An 18,938-nucleotide genomic window follows, 5' to 3' on the forward strand; every position below is an offset into this window, starting at 1 on the left:
AGTATAAAACTTTATTAGAAATCCGATGGTGCCGGTGAGTTATATTCTACTAGTTTTGAACCCGCATATAAGCAGGTGGGCTCCAATATCCAGTCTCTAACTACCAAATGATAAGGCGTGTTATCCACCGGAATAAACAGGATCCCAAGGTAGTAATAAATTGTTCGGTCAACACATTGAGAATATGTCGAACACCTCAGAAATCTATATACGTATAGTAGCATACTAATCAATCGTTGGCAAGCAAAACACAAGAGTTTCAATCCGGAAACAGTATAGCAGCAACAGGTTAAACGCTGCCAAACAATCCTTAGGAATCTTTATTGAAGCGGTGCTGCAATTGGCTGGCCAAGGCTTGTTCATATTTTCCGGTCGAAGCGGGCTCGTAGTAGCGGCGATTTTTCAGCGAATCAGGCAAATATTGTTGTTTGATCCAGTGATCCGGGAAATCGTGCGGGTATTGATAACCGATGCCGCGGCCCAGCTTATTTGCGCCGCTGTAATGGGCATCGCGCAGGCTATCCGGTATGTCGCCGGACTTACCGGCGCGCACGTCGGCCAGAGCGCTGTCCAAGGCAAGATAGGCCGAATTGGATTTCGGCGAAAGGGCCAGATCGACGACAGCGTTGGCCAAGGGAATGCGGGCTTCCGGTAAGCCCAATTTTTCAGCAGCCTGAACGGCCAAAACGGTCCGGGATACTGCCTGCGGATTGCCTAAGCCGATGTCTTCGTAGGCACAGACCATCAAACGTCTGCAGGCGATCAGCAATTCGCCTGCTTCCAGCAGCCTGGCCAGATAATGCATAGCCGCATCGACATCGCTGCCGCGGATCGATTTTTGGAAGGCTGATATGACATCGTAATGGGCATCGCCGTTCTTATCGTGGACCAATGCCTTCTTTTGGACACACTCCTCAGCGATTTCCAAGGTGATATGGATGGTGCCATCTGCATCCGGTTTGGTGGATAGGGCTGCCAACTCCAAGGCGTTCAGCGAGCCACGCACGTCACCCATCGTGCTTCTTGCGAAATGAAGCAAGGCATCTTCGTCGATCACGATCTTTTCTTTCCCCAAACCGCGTTTTTCATCCGCAATGGCCCGTTCCAGCGCCAATATGACATCCTGGGTGGTAAGGGACTTCAATTCGAAAATTTGGGTCCGGCTCCGGATAGCGGGACTGATGCTGATGTATGGATTTTCGGTGGTGGCGCCGATCAGGATGACTTGGCCGCTTTCAAGGTGCGGCAAGAGAAAATCCTGCTTGGGTTTGTCCAACCGATGCACCTCATCCAACAAAAGGATGACCTGGCCGGAAAATTTGGCTTCTTCCACGACGATCTGCAGGTCTTTTTTTGTGTCGGTGGCGGCGTTCAGTTGCCGGAATGCCGAATGCGTCGATCCGGCGATGGCGCTCGCAATGCTGGTTTTGCCGATTCCCGGTGGGCCGTACAGTATCATGGAAGAAAGCATCTTGGCATCGACCATGCGGCGGATGATTTTATTTTCGCCGACCAGATGGCTTTGGCCGATGACTTCGTCGATATGGACGGGACGCATACGGTATGCTAAAGGTTGTTTCATTGATCTCCGCTCCTTTTTCTCTATCCATTATATGCCATCTGATAAAAAAGAACAAACATTCGCCCGGTTATTTTTTGCGGATTCGTGAAAATTGATTGAAAAGAAAGGCAGGCAACATCTTTACTATTTACAAGCAGAAAAGCTATAATGAATACATTGAAAATTGGAAACAGAAAGTGAGCGTATATGATGACAGATTTCAAAGAGATTATTTTAACACATAAATTATCGGCATTATTTTCGAAAGCCTCTTTTGGAATCGAAAAAGAAAGCCAACGTATAACGGGTGCAGGCACGATCGCCAAGACAAACCATCCGACCATATTCGGGAATCGCAGTTTCCATCCTTACATACAGACTGACTTTGCGGAAAGCCAACCTGAATTGATCACACCGCCGATGCAGTCGATCGAGGAAACGCATGAATGGCTGACGGCTATCCATGATGTCGTGCTACGTTCCTTGCCGGAAGATGAATATCTGTTGCCTTGCAGCATCCCGCCGACCATGCCAGCGAGCGAAGAAATTAAAGTAGCCAAGTTGGACAGTGGGGATGATGTGGCATACCGGGAGTACTTGGTCTCTGTTTACGGGAACAAGAAACAGATGGTCAGCGGCATCCACTTCAACTTCGAGTTGAATCCTGCTCTCATCAAAGAACTTCATCAGCTTTCCGGGTCTGCCGGGACGCTTAAGTCGTTCCAATCGGATGTCTACTTGAAGATGGCGCATAACTTCATCCGTCACCAATGGATCATGACCTATCTTATGGGAGGATCCATATCCGCCGGCAGCTCCTACTTTGAAAAAGAAACACAGCACGATTTGCCTCTGGACAGGTACACAAGAAGCATCCGCAGCAGCAAGTACGGATACGTCAATAAAGCGGACGTGCATGTTTCTTTTGAATCGATTGATGCCTACGTGCAGGATATCGAAGAAATGGTGACAACCGGCAAGCTCATTGCCGAAAAAGAATTTTATTCCACTGTCCGTTTCAGAGGGGCTAACAAAGCGCGTGATTTGCTGACGAACGGAATCGCCTATCTCGAATTCAGGTTGTTCGATCTGAACCCATTTGCTGAGTTCGGCATGCATAAAGAGGATATGTATTTTATTCATTATTTCCTTCTCTATTTATTGTGGATCGAGAAGGATGCCAGCGAAGACGAGATGAAAATTGGGAAAGAAATGAATTACAGCACAGCTTTGGAGAATCCTTTGCAGCCATCCGCATTCCAAGCGGAAGGGCTAGCCGTCATGGAAGGGATGCTGCAAATGCTGGAAGCGATCGGCGCAGAAGCGAAAATCAGCGCAATCGTCAAAGAAAAAATCGAAGCATTCCACAATCCAGAGAAAACAGTGGCGGGCCAGATGGTCAACGCATTGGGAGCCGGGGAAGACAAAACTACCTGGGCCGCATCATTGGCTAAAAAGTACAAAGAAGCTGCCTGGAAACGGCCGTATGCCTTGAGGGGCTTTGAGGACATGGAACTCTCCACGCAGATTCTGATGTTCGATGCCATCCAAAAAGGTTTGAAGATCAACATGCTTGACCGTTATGACCAATTCATCTCGCTGACCTACAAGAACCATCGCGAATACGTAAAGAACGGCAATATGACGGCAAAGGACAGCTATATCGGCCCGCTCATTATGGAAAACAAAGTCGTCACCAAAAAAATACTGGCGGAGAACGGATTCGCGGTGCCGGACAGCGGCGAGTATCATTCTGTGGCAGCAGCCCTGCGCGATTATTCTATCTTTGCCGGGAAAGGCATCGTCGTCAAACCAAAGTCAACGAACTACGGTTTAGGAATTTCCATCTTCAAGGACGGCGCAACATTTGAAAACTACGAAAAAGCGGTACGCATCGCATTTGAAGAGGACGAAGATATATTGGTCGAGGATTTCTTGGCCGGAACCGAATACCGATTCTTTGTCATCGGCAATGAAACAAAAGCCGTATTGCTGCGTGTGCCGGCCAATGTGGTAGGCGATGGCAGCCACACGATCCGTCAATTGGTCGAGGAGAAGAATAAAGACAGTCTCCGCGGGAAAAATCACCGTTCCCCATTGGAACTGATAGCGACCGGTGAGCTCGAAAAATTGACGATCCAGGGACAAGGGTATACTTTCGACAGTATCCCGCCTGCAGGCACGACTGTCCGTCTGCGGGATAATTCAAACATCAGTACCGGCGGCGATTCGATTGATTTTACGGATCAGATGGACGACAGTTACAAGCAATTGGCTGTGCAGATGGCAGCCTCACTGGGTGTTGCAGTCTGTGGAGTGGACATCATCATCCCGGACCATTCAGTCCCGGCCACGAAAGTGGAGCCGAACTACGGGGTGATCGAGGCGAACTTCAACCCAGCCATGCTGATCCACATTTATCCGTACCAAGGGAAAAGCCGACGTTTGACGATGGAAATCCTGCGCTTATTGTTCCCGGAAATGCAGCTGGAGGAAGAGTAGGGGGAACTTCATGAAAAAGTCATTTCTGAGAATTGCCATCCATATTACAATTGCCTTCATCATGCTATACAGGTACATGATTGCGAAGGGATTCGACAATTTGGGGCAACTGTTGTCGTTTGATCCGATCCTCATTCCCATATTGTTGGCCGGCCTGTTCTTATCCATCTATGTGCACATTTTTCTTCATGAAGGGGGACATTTTCTCTTCGGAAAACTGAGCGGTTATCGGCTGGTCAGCTTTCAAGTCAGACGTTTCAAGTACAGCCAAGCGGATCACAGCCTGCATCATATGCAGGCTGCTTCCCCTTTGCTGGCGGGCCAATGCTTGATGGCGCCACCGAACGGGGACTATGCGGAATTGCCATACCGCGGTTATCTGCTGGGTGGGATTTTGGCAAATGCTCTGACGGGGGCAGCCTTGTACAGCTCGGCTTTTTTGATGGAGCCGAAAGTAGGCTCCCTGTTCGTTTTGTTGAGTTTTGTGCCTGTCTGGATGGCTTTATCGAACCTGCTGCCGAAAGGGCAGAATGATGGAGCCGTGCTGAGGGAAGTTAGCCGATCTTTGCCCGCGCGCAGGCTCCTGTTCCAACAATTGGAAATGGCGCGGCTTATCGAAGGCAAAGTCCCTTTTGCGGACTTGCCGGACGCCTATTTCGAAGACTTAAAAGATGCTCAGTATCAAAAAACCTTCCTGGTTGACTACTTCTACATGGTCGCGTATGTCCGCGCTTTGGGGGAACTGGAATTTGAAGAAGCCGATTCATTGTTGCGGGCTTTTTCAGCCCATCGTCCAGTCAAAGAGTCGGTCTATTGGCCCATTTATGTGATGGAATCTTTGTTTTGCGATGCGCTGTTCGGTCGGCTCACTAACGCTGAGGAAAAATACATCCAAATACAAGCCCACCCATTGTTGAAAAGGTACTGGTATGCAAACAACAGAATAAGGGCGGCCTATGCGTTTTTCTGTCGTGTAGATATTGAAGAAGCGAAGAAATTACTGAAACAGGTTTCAGCAGGCGCAGAAAATCCCCCCGAGGGAATGGATAACAATATAGAAATGCTTGTAATCCGTTGGCTGAACAGTTATTTTGAACACTAGAAAGACTTGTCAAAGAAAGAAGGTACCAAATTGATTTATTTCGACCATGCCGCTACGACTCCGGTGCGACCTGAAGTTGTGTCGGTCATTCAGGAATCGCTTATCGAAGATTACGGGAATCCTTCCAGCACCTATGCTCTGGGAAGACGAACAAGACAGCATATCGACCAGTCGCGCAGAATTTTTGCGGCTTCCATCCAAGCAGACCCGGCTGATATAATCATCACAAGCTGCGGTTCCGAATCCAACAATACAGCGATCATACCGACTGCGTTGGCTCTGAAGGAAAAGGGCAAACATCTTATCACTTCTGCAGCGGAACACCACGCAGTCCTGCATCCGATGCATTATCTGGAAACATTAGGTTTTGAGGTGACCTATCTGCCGGTGGACGATACCGGGAAAGTGTCGCTTCAATCCGTGGAGGCTGCGATTCGCGAGGATACAATCCTAGTCTCATTGATGTATGCCAACAATGAGGTTGGAAGCATCAATCCGATTGCCGAAATCGGCGCATTTTTGGCCGAGAAGAACATCCTTTTCCATACCGATGCCGTTCAGGCATACGGCAGCGAGCAGATTGATGTCGGGCAACAACATATCGACCTCTTATCCGTTTCCGCACATAAAATCAATGGCCCAAAAGGAATCGGATTTTTATACCGCAAAAATAGCCTGCATCTGCCTAATTTCATCCATGGCGGCAGCCAAGAGAACGACCACCGTGGCGGTACGGAAAATACGCCCTACATCAGGGGGTTTGCTGAGGCAGTCACTCTGATGGAAGCAGAACGCAAAGAAAGCAACCGTAAGAAGCGTGAATTAGGCGATTATTTCCTGAGCGGACTTGAAAAGAGCGGTATCCCATTCGAATGCAACGGTGTATACACTGACGGGGTACCGCACATCTTGAACATTTGGCTACCTGGCATGCGCTCCGATAAAATGCTGATCCAGTGCGATCTCAAAGGAATCATGCTGGCGGCCGGATCCGCCTGTACTGCCGGCAGTCTTGAACCGAGTCACGTATTGGCAGCGATGTACGGAAAAGGTAACCCACGCGCAACCGAATCTCTGCGCATTTCGTTCGGACCGGATAACTCTACCGATGAAGCGGACACACTGATCGCATTGCTGGAAAAGATCCACAATAAGCAATACAAGAACGGCTGAACGAAAGAAAAAAATGTGTTATGATAGAGAAAACGTTATCTTGGAGGACTGCATATGGCATTCGAAAAAAATGTATCTTTAAAGGGATCCAGAAAAACCTTTCATTTGAATGAACAGGTGAAACGCTACACTTTGCGCGACAATGGTTTTGAAGAAACCAAAAACGGAAATTTCCAAATGGTCCGCGATTTGGACAACAGCGTGCTGCATAAACAAGGGATCAAAGTGAAAATTGTCGTCGCTGCCGATCTGAAAACATTGAAAGTTTCCACAACGACGAGCAACGGATTGCAGACAGTGGAGGTCTATGGCAAGGAAACCATGTCGGCTGCGAAAGAGCAGCTGGAATACATTTTGGACAGCCTGGTAGAAAATGGCGTCCTGGCTGAAGTGTCGGAGTGATCCAAACTTATTTGTGATATCTGAAAACAACGGACCGGTACTGTAAGAGTTAATCTTACGGCCGGTTTTTTTTGCATCCAATTGAAAAACGTAACCTGCTTAGATCCATGTGCATCAAAAGAACACGATGCACACTATAAGTGCATTAATATAATTATACAATCCACTGTTTTTTTCATTCCAATTCTTATGAAATATGATATACTTATTCAGAATCGCACAAACAATTCGGGAGATGAAGAAAGTGGAACAAAAATATCAAGGCGCAGCCATGACTACAGTTGATAAAAGCGCCCTCAAGAAGTCACATTTATTTGAGACTTCACAAGTAAAATATTTCATCAGATGTATGCTTGCTGGTATGTTTTTGACGTTGGGTACATCAATCGCTGTTATGGTCGCTGAAAAAGCAGAACACATGCTGCCCGGTAGCGGGAAATTTTTCTACTCATTCATGTTTGCATGGTCTTTGGTCATGATCAATTACATGAACACAGAATTGGGTACATCCAACATGATGTACATGACAGCAGCCGTTTACCGCAAGGTGCTGGCACCAAAAAGAGCTTTAGCAATTTTATTCGCTTGTATCCTATTTAACCTTATCGGTGGCACAATCGCATCATTCGTCATGTCATTCACGAATATTTTCCAAGATTTACCGGCTGAGCACTTCCTTTTCCATGCAGTTGAAGGCAAGTTGCTCAAAACACCTATCCAGATGGTAGCCGAAGGTATTTTCGCAAACGTCATCGTAAATACGACTGTATTTGTGAGCGCGCATATGAAGGATGACGCCGGCAAGCTTTTCTCGACCATTTTCATCATCTTCATCTTTGCATTTTTAGGCTTTGAGCACGTTATCGCCAACTTCTCGTCCTTCAGCCTTGCGTTTTTCGCATTCGGCGGCGCTTTGCCAGGAATGACAGTCGGCAGCGTTCTGACGAACTGGTTCTTCGCTATGATCGGCAATTACATCGGCGGCGGATTGATCATCGGTTTACTGTACGCATGGATGAACAAAGATTCCGAAGTGTACGTTGACTAAGCTTCACAACTGAAGACGAGAAGGGTCCGATAGCCGGATCCTTCTCGTTTTTTCGTCTGCGGATAAAAAACTGTCCGAATTGAAATTTGTTCGTTTTTCCGGGTGGATGCTTGCCCCCACCGGCGACAACGCCTACGGATGGTTGACAAAAGCGAAGATTATCTGTATTGTTTTACTGTTATTTGTTAACGGAAATAAGTCATGCCAGCCGACTGTCGCAAGCGGCTGATAGATAGAACGAAATGTGATTAAGGAGGACTTTTTATGAAATTACTTGAAGAACGCATATTGAAGGACGGCATCGTTTTGGGGGACAACGTGTTGAAGGTGGACAATTTCTTGAACCATCAGATCGACCCGGTATTGATGCAACAATTGGGGGATGAATTCGCAAGGTATTTTGCCGACAAGAAAATCACCAAGATTCTGACGGTGGAGACATCCGGCATTGTGCCCGCGGTATTTACGGGCTTGGCACTGGGAGTGAAAGTTGTTTTTGCTAGAAAACAAAAGAGTCTGACGATGAAAGATAATTTGTATTCGGCCACCGTGTACTCTTTCACGAAAGATGTCACCAACGAAATCACAATCTCCAAACAATATCTAGATGAGAACGATTCTGTCCTTATCATTGATGACTTTTTGGCGAACGGACAAGCCACCAACGGCTTGATGGAGATCTGCAAGCAGGCTGGAGCGGAGATTGCCGGTGTCGGCATCGTCATCGAGAAATCCTTCCAAAAAGGCAGAAAAATTCTGGAAGAGCAAGGCATGGATGTCTATTCATTGGCGCGCATCAAGGCTTTTGAAAACGGTACGGTACAGTTCATCGAAGAATAGCAAGTCCGGAAGACAGACACCCTCTGTCTTTTTTTGTTCCTCAGGATCTTTCAATTTCGTCTCAATATCTCCACAAAGCCTTTTGGAATTGTGGTAAAATGTTAAATATACATGAGATTATGAGCGTTATCTTAATGAGGAGGGTCAATGATGAGAATTGAAACACAATGTTTACACGAAGGGTATCACCCAGGGAACGGTGAGCCAAGTGCGCTTCCGATTTACCAAAGCACCACGTACAGATATGACTCGACGGAGCATATCGGTAAATTATTCGACTTGACGGCGGCCGGACACATGTATTCGCGCATCTCCAATCCTACTGTTGCGGCCGTGGAAGAGAAAATTGCGGCGATGGAGGGTGGCGTAGGGGCTTTATGCACAACTTCCGGACAGGCAGCCACCATGATCAGCTTGATGAATATCCTCAAGGAAGGCGATCATTTCATCAGCACCGCCTCCATTTATGGCGGAACCATCAATCTGTTTGCCGTAACTTTGAAGCGATTCGGAATCGAATGCACATTTGTCGATCAAGAACTGCCTGAGGAAGAAATCCAAAAAATGTTCAAACCGAACACGAAAGCTGTATTCGGCGAAACCATCGCAAACCCCGCTTTGTCTGTCCTGGACATCGAAAAATGGGCAGCGATCGCGCACAAAAACAACGTGCCTTTGATCGTGGACAACACGTTCCCGACGCCGTACCTTTGCCGACCGTTCGAGTTTGGAGCAGACATCGTGGTCCATTCCACCTCGAAATACATGGATGGCCATGCTGTGCAGATGGGTGGGGTCATTGTCGACAGCGGCAATTTTGACTGGAAGAACGGCAATTTCCCGGAATTCACCGAACCGGATGAATCCTACCACGGCATCGTCTATACGGAAAGCTTCGAGAAAGCTGCGTACATCACAAAAGCACGGGTGCAGATGATGAGGGACATGGGGGCATACCCAAGCGCCAATGCTGCCTTCTTGTTGAATCTGGGGCTTGAAACGCTGCCTGTGAGGATGGACAGACATTGCAGCAATGCCTTGAAAGTCGCTGAATATTTCAAGCAATCCGAAAAAGTCGAATTTGTGAATTATCCTGGCTTAGAAGGAGACAAGTACCACGAATTGGCAAATAAATATCTGCCGCTCGGAACGTGCGGTGTCATTTCGCTTTCGATCGAAGGAAGCAGAGAAAATGCCATCCAATTCATGGACAGCCTGAAGTTGGCGTCCAATGAAGTCCATGTGGCCGACATCCGGACTTGTGTGCTCCATCCGGCAAGTTCTACCCACAGACAGCTGACCGATGAACAATTGGCGGCAGCAGGCATCACACCAGGCCTGATCCGCTTTTCAGTAGGGCTTGAAAACGTGGAAGACATCATCGAAGACATCGAGCAAGCTTTGGCACACCTGAATATGGATGCGAAGCCTTATACAGTCTGATCGAAAGTTTCCCTGAGAATGAAGCAGAAATCCTTCCAAGGTTTTCTGCTTTGTTTTCTTTATTGCAGAATTTTTTTGAAACGCACACAATTCAATAAGATCGGAAGTGACGGAATGGCGTACAACAACAAAACGGCACTCATCAAATGGATTGCGATCCTCACTATGACGATCGATCATATCGGTTATTATCCGTTCCCTTCGCTCCTCTTTCTGCGTGTCATCGGGCGGATCGCCTTTCCTTGCTTTTTGTACACAACGGTAAAAGGGGTAAGGGAAACGCGTGATTTCCGCAAGTATCTGCTTCGGCTGGTCCTTACCGGGGTCATCAGCATGCCGATAACCGCCCAAACAGGGAATGTATTCAATATCCTTTTTACCTTGGCACTTTTTGCCTTATCGATCAAAGACTACCGTTTCATCTTGCCGGCAATCTTTTTGGTCCAGTTTACGGAATACGGCTTGTATGGCTTGTTGATGGGATGGACCATCTATGTGCTGTCGGAAAAACATGTCGCAGCGGGAATTGCCCTGTTTTTGTTGGTGAATGCCTTGCAATTCCCCTCGTTGCAGGCACTCGCTGCAGTGGCGCTCATTCCCATGCTTCTGCCGGTCAATTTCCAGATCAGACCGCTGCCGAAATGGGCCGGTTATGCCTATTATCCTATCCATCAAGTTATCTTGATGCTTATCGCCAGGCTGATGTAAAGGGCAGGTAGTTTGCTGATGAGCAGGAAAGCTTGAAATATGCGCCGGGATGGTGTAAACTGTTTTTTTGTATCGGGTTTAACTTATATATTGTAAGAAGTGATTAAATACACAAATCAAGTAAGGGTGTGATAGGCATGCAAGACAATTCAAAAATACGCGTGGTGGTCGGAATGAGCGGTGGTGTTGACTCTTCTGTCACAGCATTGCTTTTGAAGGAACAAGGCTACGACGTCATCGGCATTTTCATGAAGAATTGGGATGATACGGATGAATTCGGATTCTGTACGGCAACCGAAGATTACAAGGATGTGCAAGCCGTTGCACAGCAGGTCGGTGTTCCCTACTATTCCGTCAATTTCGAAAAGGAATACTGGGATAAGGTCTTCCAATACTTCCTGGACGAATATAAGAAGGGGCGGACGCCGAATCCGGATGTCATGTGCAATAAGGAAATCAAATTCAAGGCTTTCTTGGATTATGCGATGGAACTGGGGGCGGATTATGTTGCAACCGGGCACTATGCGCAAGTCATCCGTGACGAAGATGGCACTGCTCATCTGCTCAGAGGCGTGGACGACAACAAGGACCAAACCTATTTCCTGAATCAACTTTCCCAAGAGCAACTTTCCAAAACGATGTTTCCGCTGGGCGGAATCAAAAAGCCGGAAGTGCGCCGCATCGCTGAAGAAGCGGGTTTGGCGACAGCCAAGAAAAAAGATTCGACAGGCATCTGTTTCATCGGTGAGAAGAACTTCAAAGAGTTTTTGACGAACTTTCTGCCGGCGATCCCGGGCAAAATGGTCACTTTGAGCGGTGATGTGATGGGTGAGCATGCCGGATTGATGTACTATACAATCGGGCAAAGAAAAGGTTTGGGAATCGGCGGCGGCGGGGAATCCGATGATCCTTGGTTCGTAATCGGCAAGGATCTGGCAACCAATACGCTCTACGTGGGCCAAGGCTACCATCATGAGAACCTGTATGCCGACAGTCTGGATGCGACCGATATCCATTTCACCTCCGAAGGCAAGAAACCATCCGTCTTCACCTGCACGGCTAAATTCCGTTACCGCCAACAAGATACTGCGGTCACTGTCTACCTGAACGAAGACCAAACGACCGCCCGTGTGGAATTTGCTGAACCGGTCCGCGCCATCACGCCAGGCCAAGCAGTCGTATTTTATGACGGCATGGAGTGTCTGGGTGGGGGAACGATCGACAAGGCTTATCAAGCCGAGCGCGTCCTGCAGTACATCTGAATACAAAGTGAGAGGCCGGTTTTTTCTCCGGCCTCTCTTTAATTTGGGCGGGAATTGTGGTATCGTTCTTAAGGAATCTTGTAACAAGTCTGAATAATTGAGAAAAAGGGAGGGGAACATCCGGATGGATACAGAACAAGGCTATATCGTTGGAGAAATCAAAGCGATTTTCTATGAAAACGCGAGTAATTTCTACAAAGTCATGCTGATTTCAGTCAGTGAATCAAATCTCCCGCAAAATAATGATGAAATTGTTGTCACCGGAAGCTTCGGGCAGATAACCGAAGATACAGCCTACCGCTTTTTCGGTGAGGTCGTGGAGCATCCAAAATACGGCGTCCAATTCCAAGCCAATTCCTATCAACAGGAAAAACCCACCTCCAAGAATGGGTTGATTGCTTTCTTGTCGGGGGAACGGTTCCCGGGCATCGGTAAACGGACAGCCGAAAAAATCGTCGAGACTTTTGGCGAGGAAGCGGTCGACGTCATCCTCGATGACCCGGAGGCGCTGAAAAACATCAGCGGTATGACACCCAAAAAAAGGGAAATGATGCGCGATGTCCTGATGCAGACGCAAGGGACCGAGAAGATCCTGATCGCTTTGGGGAACTATGGTTTCTCCAATAATCAGGCAGCGAATATTTTCCATTTTTACCGCACCGAAACGCTGACTGTCCTTAATGAAAATCCTTACCGACTGCTTGAGGACATTGAAGGCATCGGCTTCAAGAAGGCCGATCAATTGGCGGAGGAGTTGAATTTCGCTCCGGATCACACAAGCCGGCTGAAGGGTGGCTTGTTTGCGACATTGCAGGAACTTTGCCTCTCGAACGGGGACACCTATGCCGACGGGACCGTTTTGCTTGAGCGGACGATCCACTTGCTTGAACAAAGCCGGCGCTTCATCATCGAGGATGCGCCCGTCATCGAGGCGCTGATGGAGATGGTGATGGACATGAAAGTGGTCGAGGATCACAGTCGGTTTGCCATCCCATCCCTTTATTTCGCAGAAGAGGGCATCGCATCATCGATCGATAGGCTTCTGAAACGAAAGACGAACATTGCTTATCCGGGAGTGGATTTGGATCTGGAAATCGAGCAGCTACAATCAAACTTGCAGATCCGCTACGGCGCCTCCCAAATTGAAGCGATAAAAGCAGCTTTGCTTTCACCGTTCTTCATCCTGACCGGGGGACCCGGTACCGGCAAAACGACCGTTCTGAAAGGGATCGTGCGCATGTTCTCCGAATTGAACGATCTGCCGGAAGACCCTCACGATTACAAAGACGGACTTTTCCCGATATTGCTTGCCGCTCCGACCGGACGGGCTGCAAAACGGATGCAGGAAACGACCGGGCTGCCCGGCAGCACGATTCATCGCTTGCTGGGCTTGACGGGCCAAGAAAAGGAATCCGAGGAGCTTTATACCCAAGAGTTGGAAGGTAAGCTGTTGATCATCGACGAAGTTTCGATGGTGGATACGTGGTTGATGCACAGGCTCCTGAAGTCCGTGCCGCCGGGCATGCAAGTGCTGTTTGTGGGGGACAAGGACCAGTTGCCGTCGGTCGGTCCAGGCCAAGTGTTGTTCGATCTTCTGAACTGCAAAGCGTTGCCGCAGGTCGAGCTGAATGAGATATTCAGGCAATCCGGCGATTCATCGATCATCCCATTGGCTCACGAAATCAAGAACGGCATCCTCCCGCGCGATTTCCGGAACAATCAAGCGGACCGGTCGTTTCTGCCGTGCCAAACGCACCAGATCGAACTGGTGATCCGCCAAGTCGTCGAAAAGGCGAAGTCAAAAGGTTTCACCGCAAAGGATATCCAGATTCTGGCGCCGATGTACAAAGGCGCTGCCGGCATTGATGCCATCAATACGATGATGCAGGAAATCTTCAATCCGAAAGGGAACAAGAAAAGACGGGAAGTCGCTTTTTTTGATGTCGTCTATCGGGTAGGCGACAAGGTGCTTCAGTTGGTGAACCAACCGGAAAATAATGTCTTCAACGGGGACATGGGTGAAATCACTGCCATCCAATTCGCCAAGGAAACGGAAGAGAAAGTCGACCAGATCACGATCCTGTTCGATACCGTCGAGGTTACCTATAATCGTAATAATTGGAACAAGTTCGTGCTGGCGTACTGTTGTTCCATCCATAAATCGCAAGGCAGCGAATTTACGATGGTCATTCTGCCGATGGTGAAACAGTACGGGCGGATGCTGCGCCGCAATCTGCTTTACACAGCCATCACCAGGAGCAAAAGCAAATTGATTTTGTGCGGGGATTACGAAGCTTTCGAAACGGCAGTCGTAAGCACCGGCGATATCCGGAAAACGATGCTGCATGAAAAACTGGAACGCAACCTAAACAATGAAAAAGTCTTCACTGCGGAAGAACCCGCCGAGAGCAAGGAAACGAAGGCACCCAGCGCCGGGAATGAAGTCGGTGGGTCGAATACCGAATCCGCAACCCGAAATCCAGAAAACAAAGAGTCTCCAAAAATAATACCCGTCTACCATTTGACGATCGGACAGATCTCGGATGGAAGTATCGATCCAATGATCGGCATGGGAAATATAACACCGGAAACTTTCATGAATGAAAAATAATCCGGGAGAAGTCCGCAGACAATGAAGAATTTGTCTGCGGACTTTTCTGCTGTCAGAAAATCAATCAGCGCAGAATGCTCCAATCAAGGTCCCATCCAAAGCCGGCCGATTCGGCAAAAGAAATAAGCTACTCGCCGACTCAATATTCTGCTATACTGACAGTAAAGCAATTTACTGGTTTTCCAATACAGCTACAAGAAGAGAGTGGTATCATGGAACTATTTGATCAATTGATGAATCCGAACTGGAAGAACATCCCGATGGATCACAAGCTTGTTCTGGCCAGCAGCGTTGTCCGTTATTTTGTGAATCCCCTGTTGCCTGTCGCGGATATCCGTCCGGCGTATTACCAGATGGGAGGAATCAAGACCGAGACGTTTACAGTGGAGATCAACGGTGCCCCGTTTGTTTTTGTGCCTGGGCATAAGGAAGCCGTCCTCGGATGGGACAGCGGAATCAATGGCCTGGACCCGTTGGACATCAGCTCCGACAGGAAAGAGATGTACCTCGCCATCGAAAATTGCCTGAAACTATCTGTTCAAGGCGCCGAGTTTTTGCATGACGATCATTGGATGAAGCAGAAAATCGAACCGATCCATTCTTTGGATGAATTGGAAGAATTGGTCAACAGCCAAATGTCGCAGCTCCGGACGACAGAGATTCCTCCGTTATTGGTCGAGGTCAGTCCGACTTATGCGGGAATGACGAAAGTCGGGAATTATGCAGTCATAAACGGGAAATTTGAAGGCCAGGCCGATTGGTTCAGCATACACGAGAAAGACATCCACCAGGCCTTGATGCCAAGCGCTACGGGATCCTCGGTATTTGCGGATTTTCCGGCGCATCTGGTCCAAAACGATGCCTTCTTCCTGAGGCAGAATGAAGATTTGGATACGTACACCGTATACGCGCCTTACCAGACAACTTATGCAGAAATGCGCAAGCAATTGGAGAAAGATGGCATGGGGCTGCTATCCAGCGATGAATGGGAATATTGCTGCGGGGCATCCACCCGTAGGCTTTTCCGTTGGGGCAATCAGTTGCATCGCAACCTGTTCGAACCGGATGAAAGCTACCTCTACAAAAAAAACATGTTCGGTCTGGAAATCGCGAATATGGGCTGGGGACCGGAACTCGTCGAAGATGGGCTGTTGGCCAAAGGCGGCTGGATTTTCATTCAAGCCGAGAATATACTGGAGAAACTCCTGCCATACGCTACCTATTATGAAAACCATGCCGATGCTTTGAATGAGAAGCAGCAAGAGCCATTGTCACCCGGTTATTACTGCGCAAGACGTTCCATCCGCATAGAAATGTGATTTGGGCAGCTTTTCGTGCTTGCATGCGGGCGGTATTTTGGTTATACTAGTTTTTGATTGAAGCAGAGGATTATAGAAATGGATAACAAAAGAGAGTTTCCGTTTGGTGAAAGGAAACGCATCCGTTTGTGCTCCCTTTGCATGAATATAGTAGAAATACTATCGCTTCCAGCGTTAACGGATCCGAGAGGTAATGAATGATCAAAACATTTCATTGCAAACAAGGTGGTACCGCGTGATTCGTCCTTGTATGCAGTGGGGTGTTTTTTATTTTTGTCCACTCCAAAAAACAATGAAGAGAAAAGGAAGGTAATAATGAAGAATCTGAAAAGCAGTGACATCCGTCAAATGTATCTTGATTTTTGGGCAACGAAAGGATCAAAAGTGGAACCGAGCGCTTCGCTGATACCGGTCAACGACCCTACCCTATTATGGATCAACTCAGGTGTAGCGACATTGAAAAAATATTTTGACGGCACCTTGATTCCTGAAAATCCGCGCATCACCAATGCTCAAAAAAGCATCCGCACAAACGATATCGAAAATGTTGGCGTGACGGCAAGACACCATACTTTATTTGAAATGTTGGGGAATTTTTCGATCGGGGACTACTTCAAAGAAGAAGCGATCCCTTGGGCTTGGGAATTCCTGACTGATGAAAAATGGTTGGCGTTCGATCCGGAGCTGCTTTACGTCACCTATTATCCGGAAGACACGGATACGAAACGTATTTGGCAAGAAAAAGTCGGTTTGGCGGAAAATCATATCGTTCCGATCGCGGACAACTTTTGGGATATCGGAGCAGGACCGTGCGGACCGGATACGGAAATTTTCTATGACCGTGGACCGTCCTTCCAGGATTTGCCTGACGGAGACCCTGAAATGTATCCGGGTGGTGAAAATGAACGCTACCTTGAAATCTGGAACCTAGTGTTCTCCGAATTCAATCACAAACCGGATGGCACCTATGAGCCGCTTCCGCACAAGAACGTCGATACGGGGATGGGTCTGGAACGTGTCACGAGCGTAGTTCAAAACACACCGACCAACTTCGAAACGGATCTGTTCATGCCGATCATCGAAAAAATCGAAACGTTGAGTGACGGAAAGAAATACGGTGAAAACAAAACATTGGATATTTCCTTCAAAGTCATCGCTGATCACGTCCGCGCCGTCAGCTTTGCGATCGGGGACCGTGCCTTGCCATCAAATGAAGGCCGCGGCTACATTTTGCGCCGTTTGATCCGCCGTTCTGTCATGCATGGCCAAAAATTGGGTATCGAAAAACTGTTCCTGAACGAATTGGTTCCGGTTGTGGCAGCTATCATGGAATCTTATTATCCTGAAGTCAAAGCGGATCAAGATTTCATCATCAAAGTCATCACGAATGAAGAGCAACGTTTCCAGGAAACGATCCATGAAGGGATGGATATCCTGAACAGCGTCTTTGAAGAGATGAACAAAAAGGGCGAAACAGTCGTAAATGGCACGAATGCCTTCAAACTGTATGATACATACGGCTTCCCATTGGAATTGACGAGCGAATACGCCGAAGAAAAAGGCTTCACAGTCGACACAGCAGGCTTTAACCAAGAGATGCAGGAGCAACGCAACCGCGCCCGTGCGGCAAGACAAGTGGAAGACTCTTTCTCCGTGCAATCTCCGGTCTGGGCTGAAGTACTGGTTCCAAGCACGTTTTCCGGATATGCAGAAACAAAAATTTCGTCCGAGCTTTCAGTGATGGTTGCGAATGACGAAATCGTCGAAAAAGCAGCTGCAGATGATCGCGTTCAAATCATTTTCCGCGAAACACCTTTCTATGCAGAAATGGGTGGACAGGTCGCGGACAAAGGAACGATCGAAACCGAAGCTGGTGAAGTGATCGCAGAAATCGAAGATGTCAAACGCGCCCCTAATGGCCAAACGATGCACATCGCGCGTGTCCTGACGGAAATCCATTCGAACGAAACATATGTCCTGCACGTGGATGAAGCGCGCAGAAGAAGCATCACCAAGAACCATACGGCGACGCATCTGTTGCACCAAGCGCTGAAGGATGTTTTGGGCAATCATGCCAATCAAGCCGGTTCACTTGTGAATCCGAATCAACTTCGTTTTGACTTCACCCATTTCGGGCAAGTCACAGCAGAAGAGCTAGTGCGGATGGAAGAAATCGTGAATGAAAAGATTTGGGAAGCATTGCCAGTCGTAACGGTTGAAACAACCGTCGATAAAGCGAAAGAAATGGGCGCCATGGCTTTGTTCGGTGAAAAATACGGCAAAGAAGTCCGAGTCGTTGCTGTCGGCGGCTACTCTGTCGAACTATGTGGCGGGGTTCATGTACAAAATTCGCAGGACATCGGCGTCTTCAAGATTTTGTCGGAATCCGGAATCGGAGCAGGCGTCCGACGCATCGAAGCAGTGACCGGACAGGCAGCTTACCAGTATTTCCGTACAAAAGAGGCTGAGTTGAGCGAGGCGGCACAGCTTGTGAAAGCCCAACAAACAAAAGAAGTTGCCGGTAAAATCAATCAGCTCAAGCAAGAAATGAAGGAAATGCAAGGCGAAAATGAGTCCTTGAAAGCCAAAATCATGAATGCCGAAGCCAAAGATCTGTTTGAGAATGTGGAGACCGTCAACGGCGTCACGTACATCACCTATGAAACGAAGAATCAGGATATGAATGCTTTGCGTCAATTGGCTGACCAATGGCGTAAAAAGGCAGTCTCTGATCTTTTCGTGGCAGCTTCGGCCACAGACGGCAAAGTCAATATGCTTGCTGCCGTTTCCAAAGATAAATTGGAACAAGGCCTGAAAGCCGGTGATCTGATCAAAACGCTCGCTCCATTTGCTGGAGGCAAAGGGGGCGGACGTCCGGATATGGCACAAGCAGGCGGCAATAACCCAGCAGGCATCCCGGATGCCCTGAAACACGTTGCGGCCTGGATCGCTGAAAATACAAAATAA

13 protein-coding genes and 1 other RNA gene are annotated in these 18,938 nt (G+C 48.1%); 12 read left to right on the forward strand and 2 right to left on the reverse strand.

The window, feature by feature from the left end; translation table 11 throughout:
- Window positions 1-15: 15 nt before the first annotated feature.
- Window positions 16-206: non-coding RNA, 6S RNA (ssrS, locus tag C8U37_RS00825), on the reverse strand.
- Window positions 207-310: 104 nt separating this feature from the next.
- Window positions 311-1,582: a replication-associated recombination protein A gene (locus tag C8U37_RS00830; protein WP_108031404.1), complete on the reverse strand. Its 1,272-nt coding sequence runs from the start codon at window positions 1,580-1,582 to the stop codon at window positions 311-313.
- A gap of 186 nt (window positions 1,583-1,768) precedes the next feature.
- On the opposite strand from C8U37_RS00830, the gene gshAB reads away from it, so the two are divergent.
- From gshAB to alaS, 12 genes are all read left to right on the forward strand, one after another.
- A complete protein-coding gene (gshAB, locus tag C8U37_RS00835) occupies window positions 1,769-4,063 on the forward strand; it encodes a bifunctional glutamate--cysteine ligase GshA/glutathione synthetase GshB (RefSeq protein WP_425445650.1) in 2,295 nt (764 codons plus the stop codon).
- A 10-nt stretch (window positions 4,064-4,073) separates the two neighbouring features.
- Window positions 4,074-5,165: a hypothetical protein gene (locus tag C8U37_RS00840; RefSeq protein WP_108031406.1), complete on the forward strand. Its 1,092-nt coding sequence runs from the start codon at window positions 4,074-4,076 to the stop codon at window positions 5,163-5,165.
- A gap of 30 nt (window positions 5,166-5,195) precedes the next feature.
- Window positions 5,196-6,338, forward strand: coding sequence for a cysteine desulfurase family protein (locus C8U37_RS00845; RefSeq protein ID WP_245879734.1), 1,143 nt, complete (start codon window positions 5,196-5,198; stop codon window positions 6,336-6,338).
- Window positions 6,339-6,392: 54 nt separating this feature from the next.
- On the forward strand, window positions 6,393-6,740 hold the full coding sequence (locus tag C8U37_RS00850) for a cysteine desulfurase (RefSeq protein WP_108031410.1): 348 nt from the start codon (window positions 6,393-6,395) through the stop codon (window positions 6,738-6,740).
- Between the two features lie 271 nt (window positions 6,741-7,011).
- Window positions 7,012-7,788 carry a formate/nitrite transporter family protein gene (locus tag C8U37_RS00855; RefSeq protein WP_108031489.1) on the forward strand — a complete coding sequence of 259 codons (777 nt, stop codon included), beginning with the start codon at window positions 7,012-7,014 and terminating at the stop codon, window positions 7,786-7,788.
- 264 nt (window positions 7,789-8,052) lie between these two features.
- Window positions 8,053-8,628, forward strand: coding sequence for a xanthine phosphoribosyltransferase (locus C8U37_RS00860; RefSeq protein WP_108031411.1), 576 nt, complete (start codon window positions 8,053-8,055; stop codon window positions 8,626-8,628).
- Window positions 8,629-8,778: 150 nt separating this feature from the next.
- Window positions 8,779-10,071, forward strand: coding sequence for an O-acetylhomoserine aminocarboxypropyltransferase/cysteine synthase family protein (locus tag C8U37_RS00865; RefSeq protein WP_108031412.1), 1,293 nt, complete (start codon window positions 8,779-8,781; stop codon window positions 10,069-10,071).
- A 75-nt stretch (window positions 10,072-10,146) separates the two neighbouring features.
- Window positions 10,147-10,779 (forward strand): TraX family protein, encoded by a 633-nt coding sequence (locus C8U37_RS00870; protein ID WP_170100138.1) that lies wholly within the window; start codon window positions 10,147-10,149, stop codon window positions 10,777-10,779.
- Window positions 10,780-10,916: 137 nt separating this feature from the next.
- Window positions 10,917-12,041 (forward strand): tRNA 2-thiouridine(34) synthase MnmA, encoded by a 1,125-nt coding sequence (gene mnmA, locus C8U37_RS00875; protein WP_108031414.1) that lies wholly within the window; start codon window positions 10,917-10,919, stop codon window positions 12,039-12,041.
- Between the two features lie 124 nt (window positions 12,042-12,165).
- Window positions 12,166-14,652, forward strand: coding sequence for an SF1B family DNA helicase RecD2 (recD2, locus tag C8U37_RS00880; protein ID WP_108031415.1), 2,487 nt, complete (start codon window positions 12,166-12,168; stop codon window positions 14,650-14,652).
- 212 nt (window positions 14,653-14,864) lie between these two features.
- Complete coding sequence (locus C8U37_RS00885; protein WP_108031416.1) at window positions 14,865-15,971, forward strand: DUF7278 family profilin-like fold-containing protein; 1,107 nt, start codon at window positions 14,865-14,867, stop codon at window positions 15,969-15,971.
- Between the two features lie 315 nt (window positions 15,972-16,286).
- Complete coding sequence (alaS, locus tag C8U37_RS00890) at window positions 16,287-18,938, forward strand: alanine--tRNA ligase (protein ID WP_108031417.1); 2,652 nt, start codon at window positions 16,287-16,289, stop codon at window positions 18,936-18,938.

This window comes from Trichococcus patagoniensis (assembly GCF_003051085.1).
GTDB lineage: Bacteria > Bacillota > Bacilli > Lactobacillales > Aerococcaceae > Trichococcus > Trichococcus patagoniensis.

What these genes read in the sequence shown, in the direction of transcription:
- C8U37_RS00830 (WP_108031404.1), bottom strand. Translation starts at nt 1,582, where the DNA reads ATGAAACAACCTTTAGCATACCGTATGCGTCCCGTCCATATCGACGAA.
- gshAB (WP_425445650.1), top strand. Translation starts at nt 1,769, where the DNA reads ATGATGACAGATTTCAAAGAGATTATTTTAACACATAAATTATCGGCA.
- C8U37_RS00840 (WP_108031406.1), top strand. Translation starts at nt 4,074, where the DNA reads ATGAAAAAGTCATTTCTGAGAATTGCCATCCATATTACAATTGCCTTC.
- C8U37_RS00850 (WP_108031410.1), top strand. Translation starts at nt 6,393, where the DNA reads ATGGCATTCGAAAAAAATGTATCTTTAAAGGGATCCAGAAAAACCTTT.
- C8U37_RS00855 (WP_108031489.1), top strand. Translation starts at nt 7,012, where the DNA reads ATGACTACAGTTGATAAAAGCGCCCTCAAGAAGTCACATTTATTTGAG.
- C8U37_RS00860 (WP_108031411.1), top strand. Translation starts at nt 8,053, where the DNA reads ATGAAATTACTTGAAGAACGCATATTGAAGGACGGCATCGTTTTGGGG.
- C8U37_RS00865 (WP_108031412.1), top strand. Translation starts at nt 8,779, where the DNA reads ATGAGAATTGAAACACAATGTTTACACGAAGGGTATCACCCAGGGAAC.
- mnmA (WP_108031414.1), top strand. Translation starts at nt 10,917, where the DNA reads ATGCAAGACAATTCAAAAATACGCGTGGTGGTCGGAATGAGCGGTGGT.
- recD2 (WP_108031415.1), top strand. Translation starts at nt 12,166, where the DNA reads ATGGATACAGAACAAGGCTATATCGTTGGAGAAATCAAAGCGATTTTC.
- C8U37_RS00885 (WP_108031416.1), top strand. Translation starts at nt 14,865, where the DNA reads ATGGAACTATTTGATCAATTGATGAATCCGAACTGGAAGAACATCCCG.
- alaS (WP_108031417.1), top strand. Translation starts at nt 16,287, where the DNA reads ATGAAGAATCTGAAAAGCAGTGACATCCGTCAAATGTATCTTGATTTT.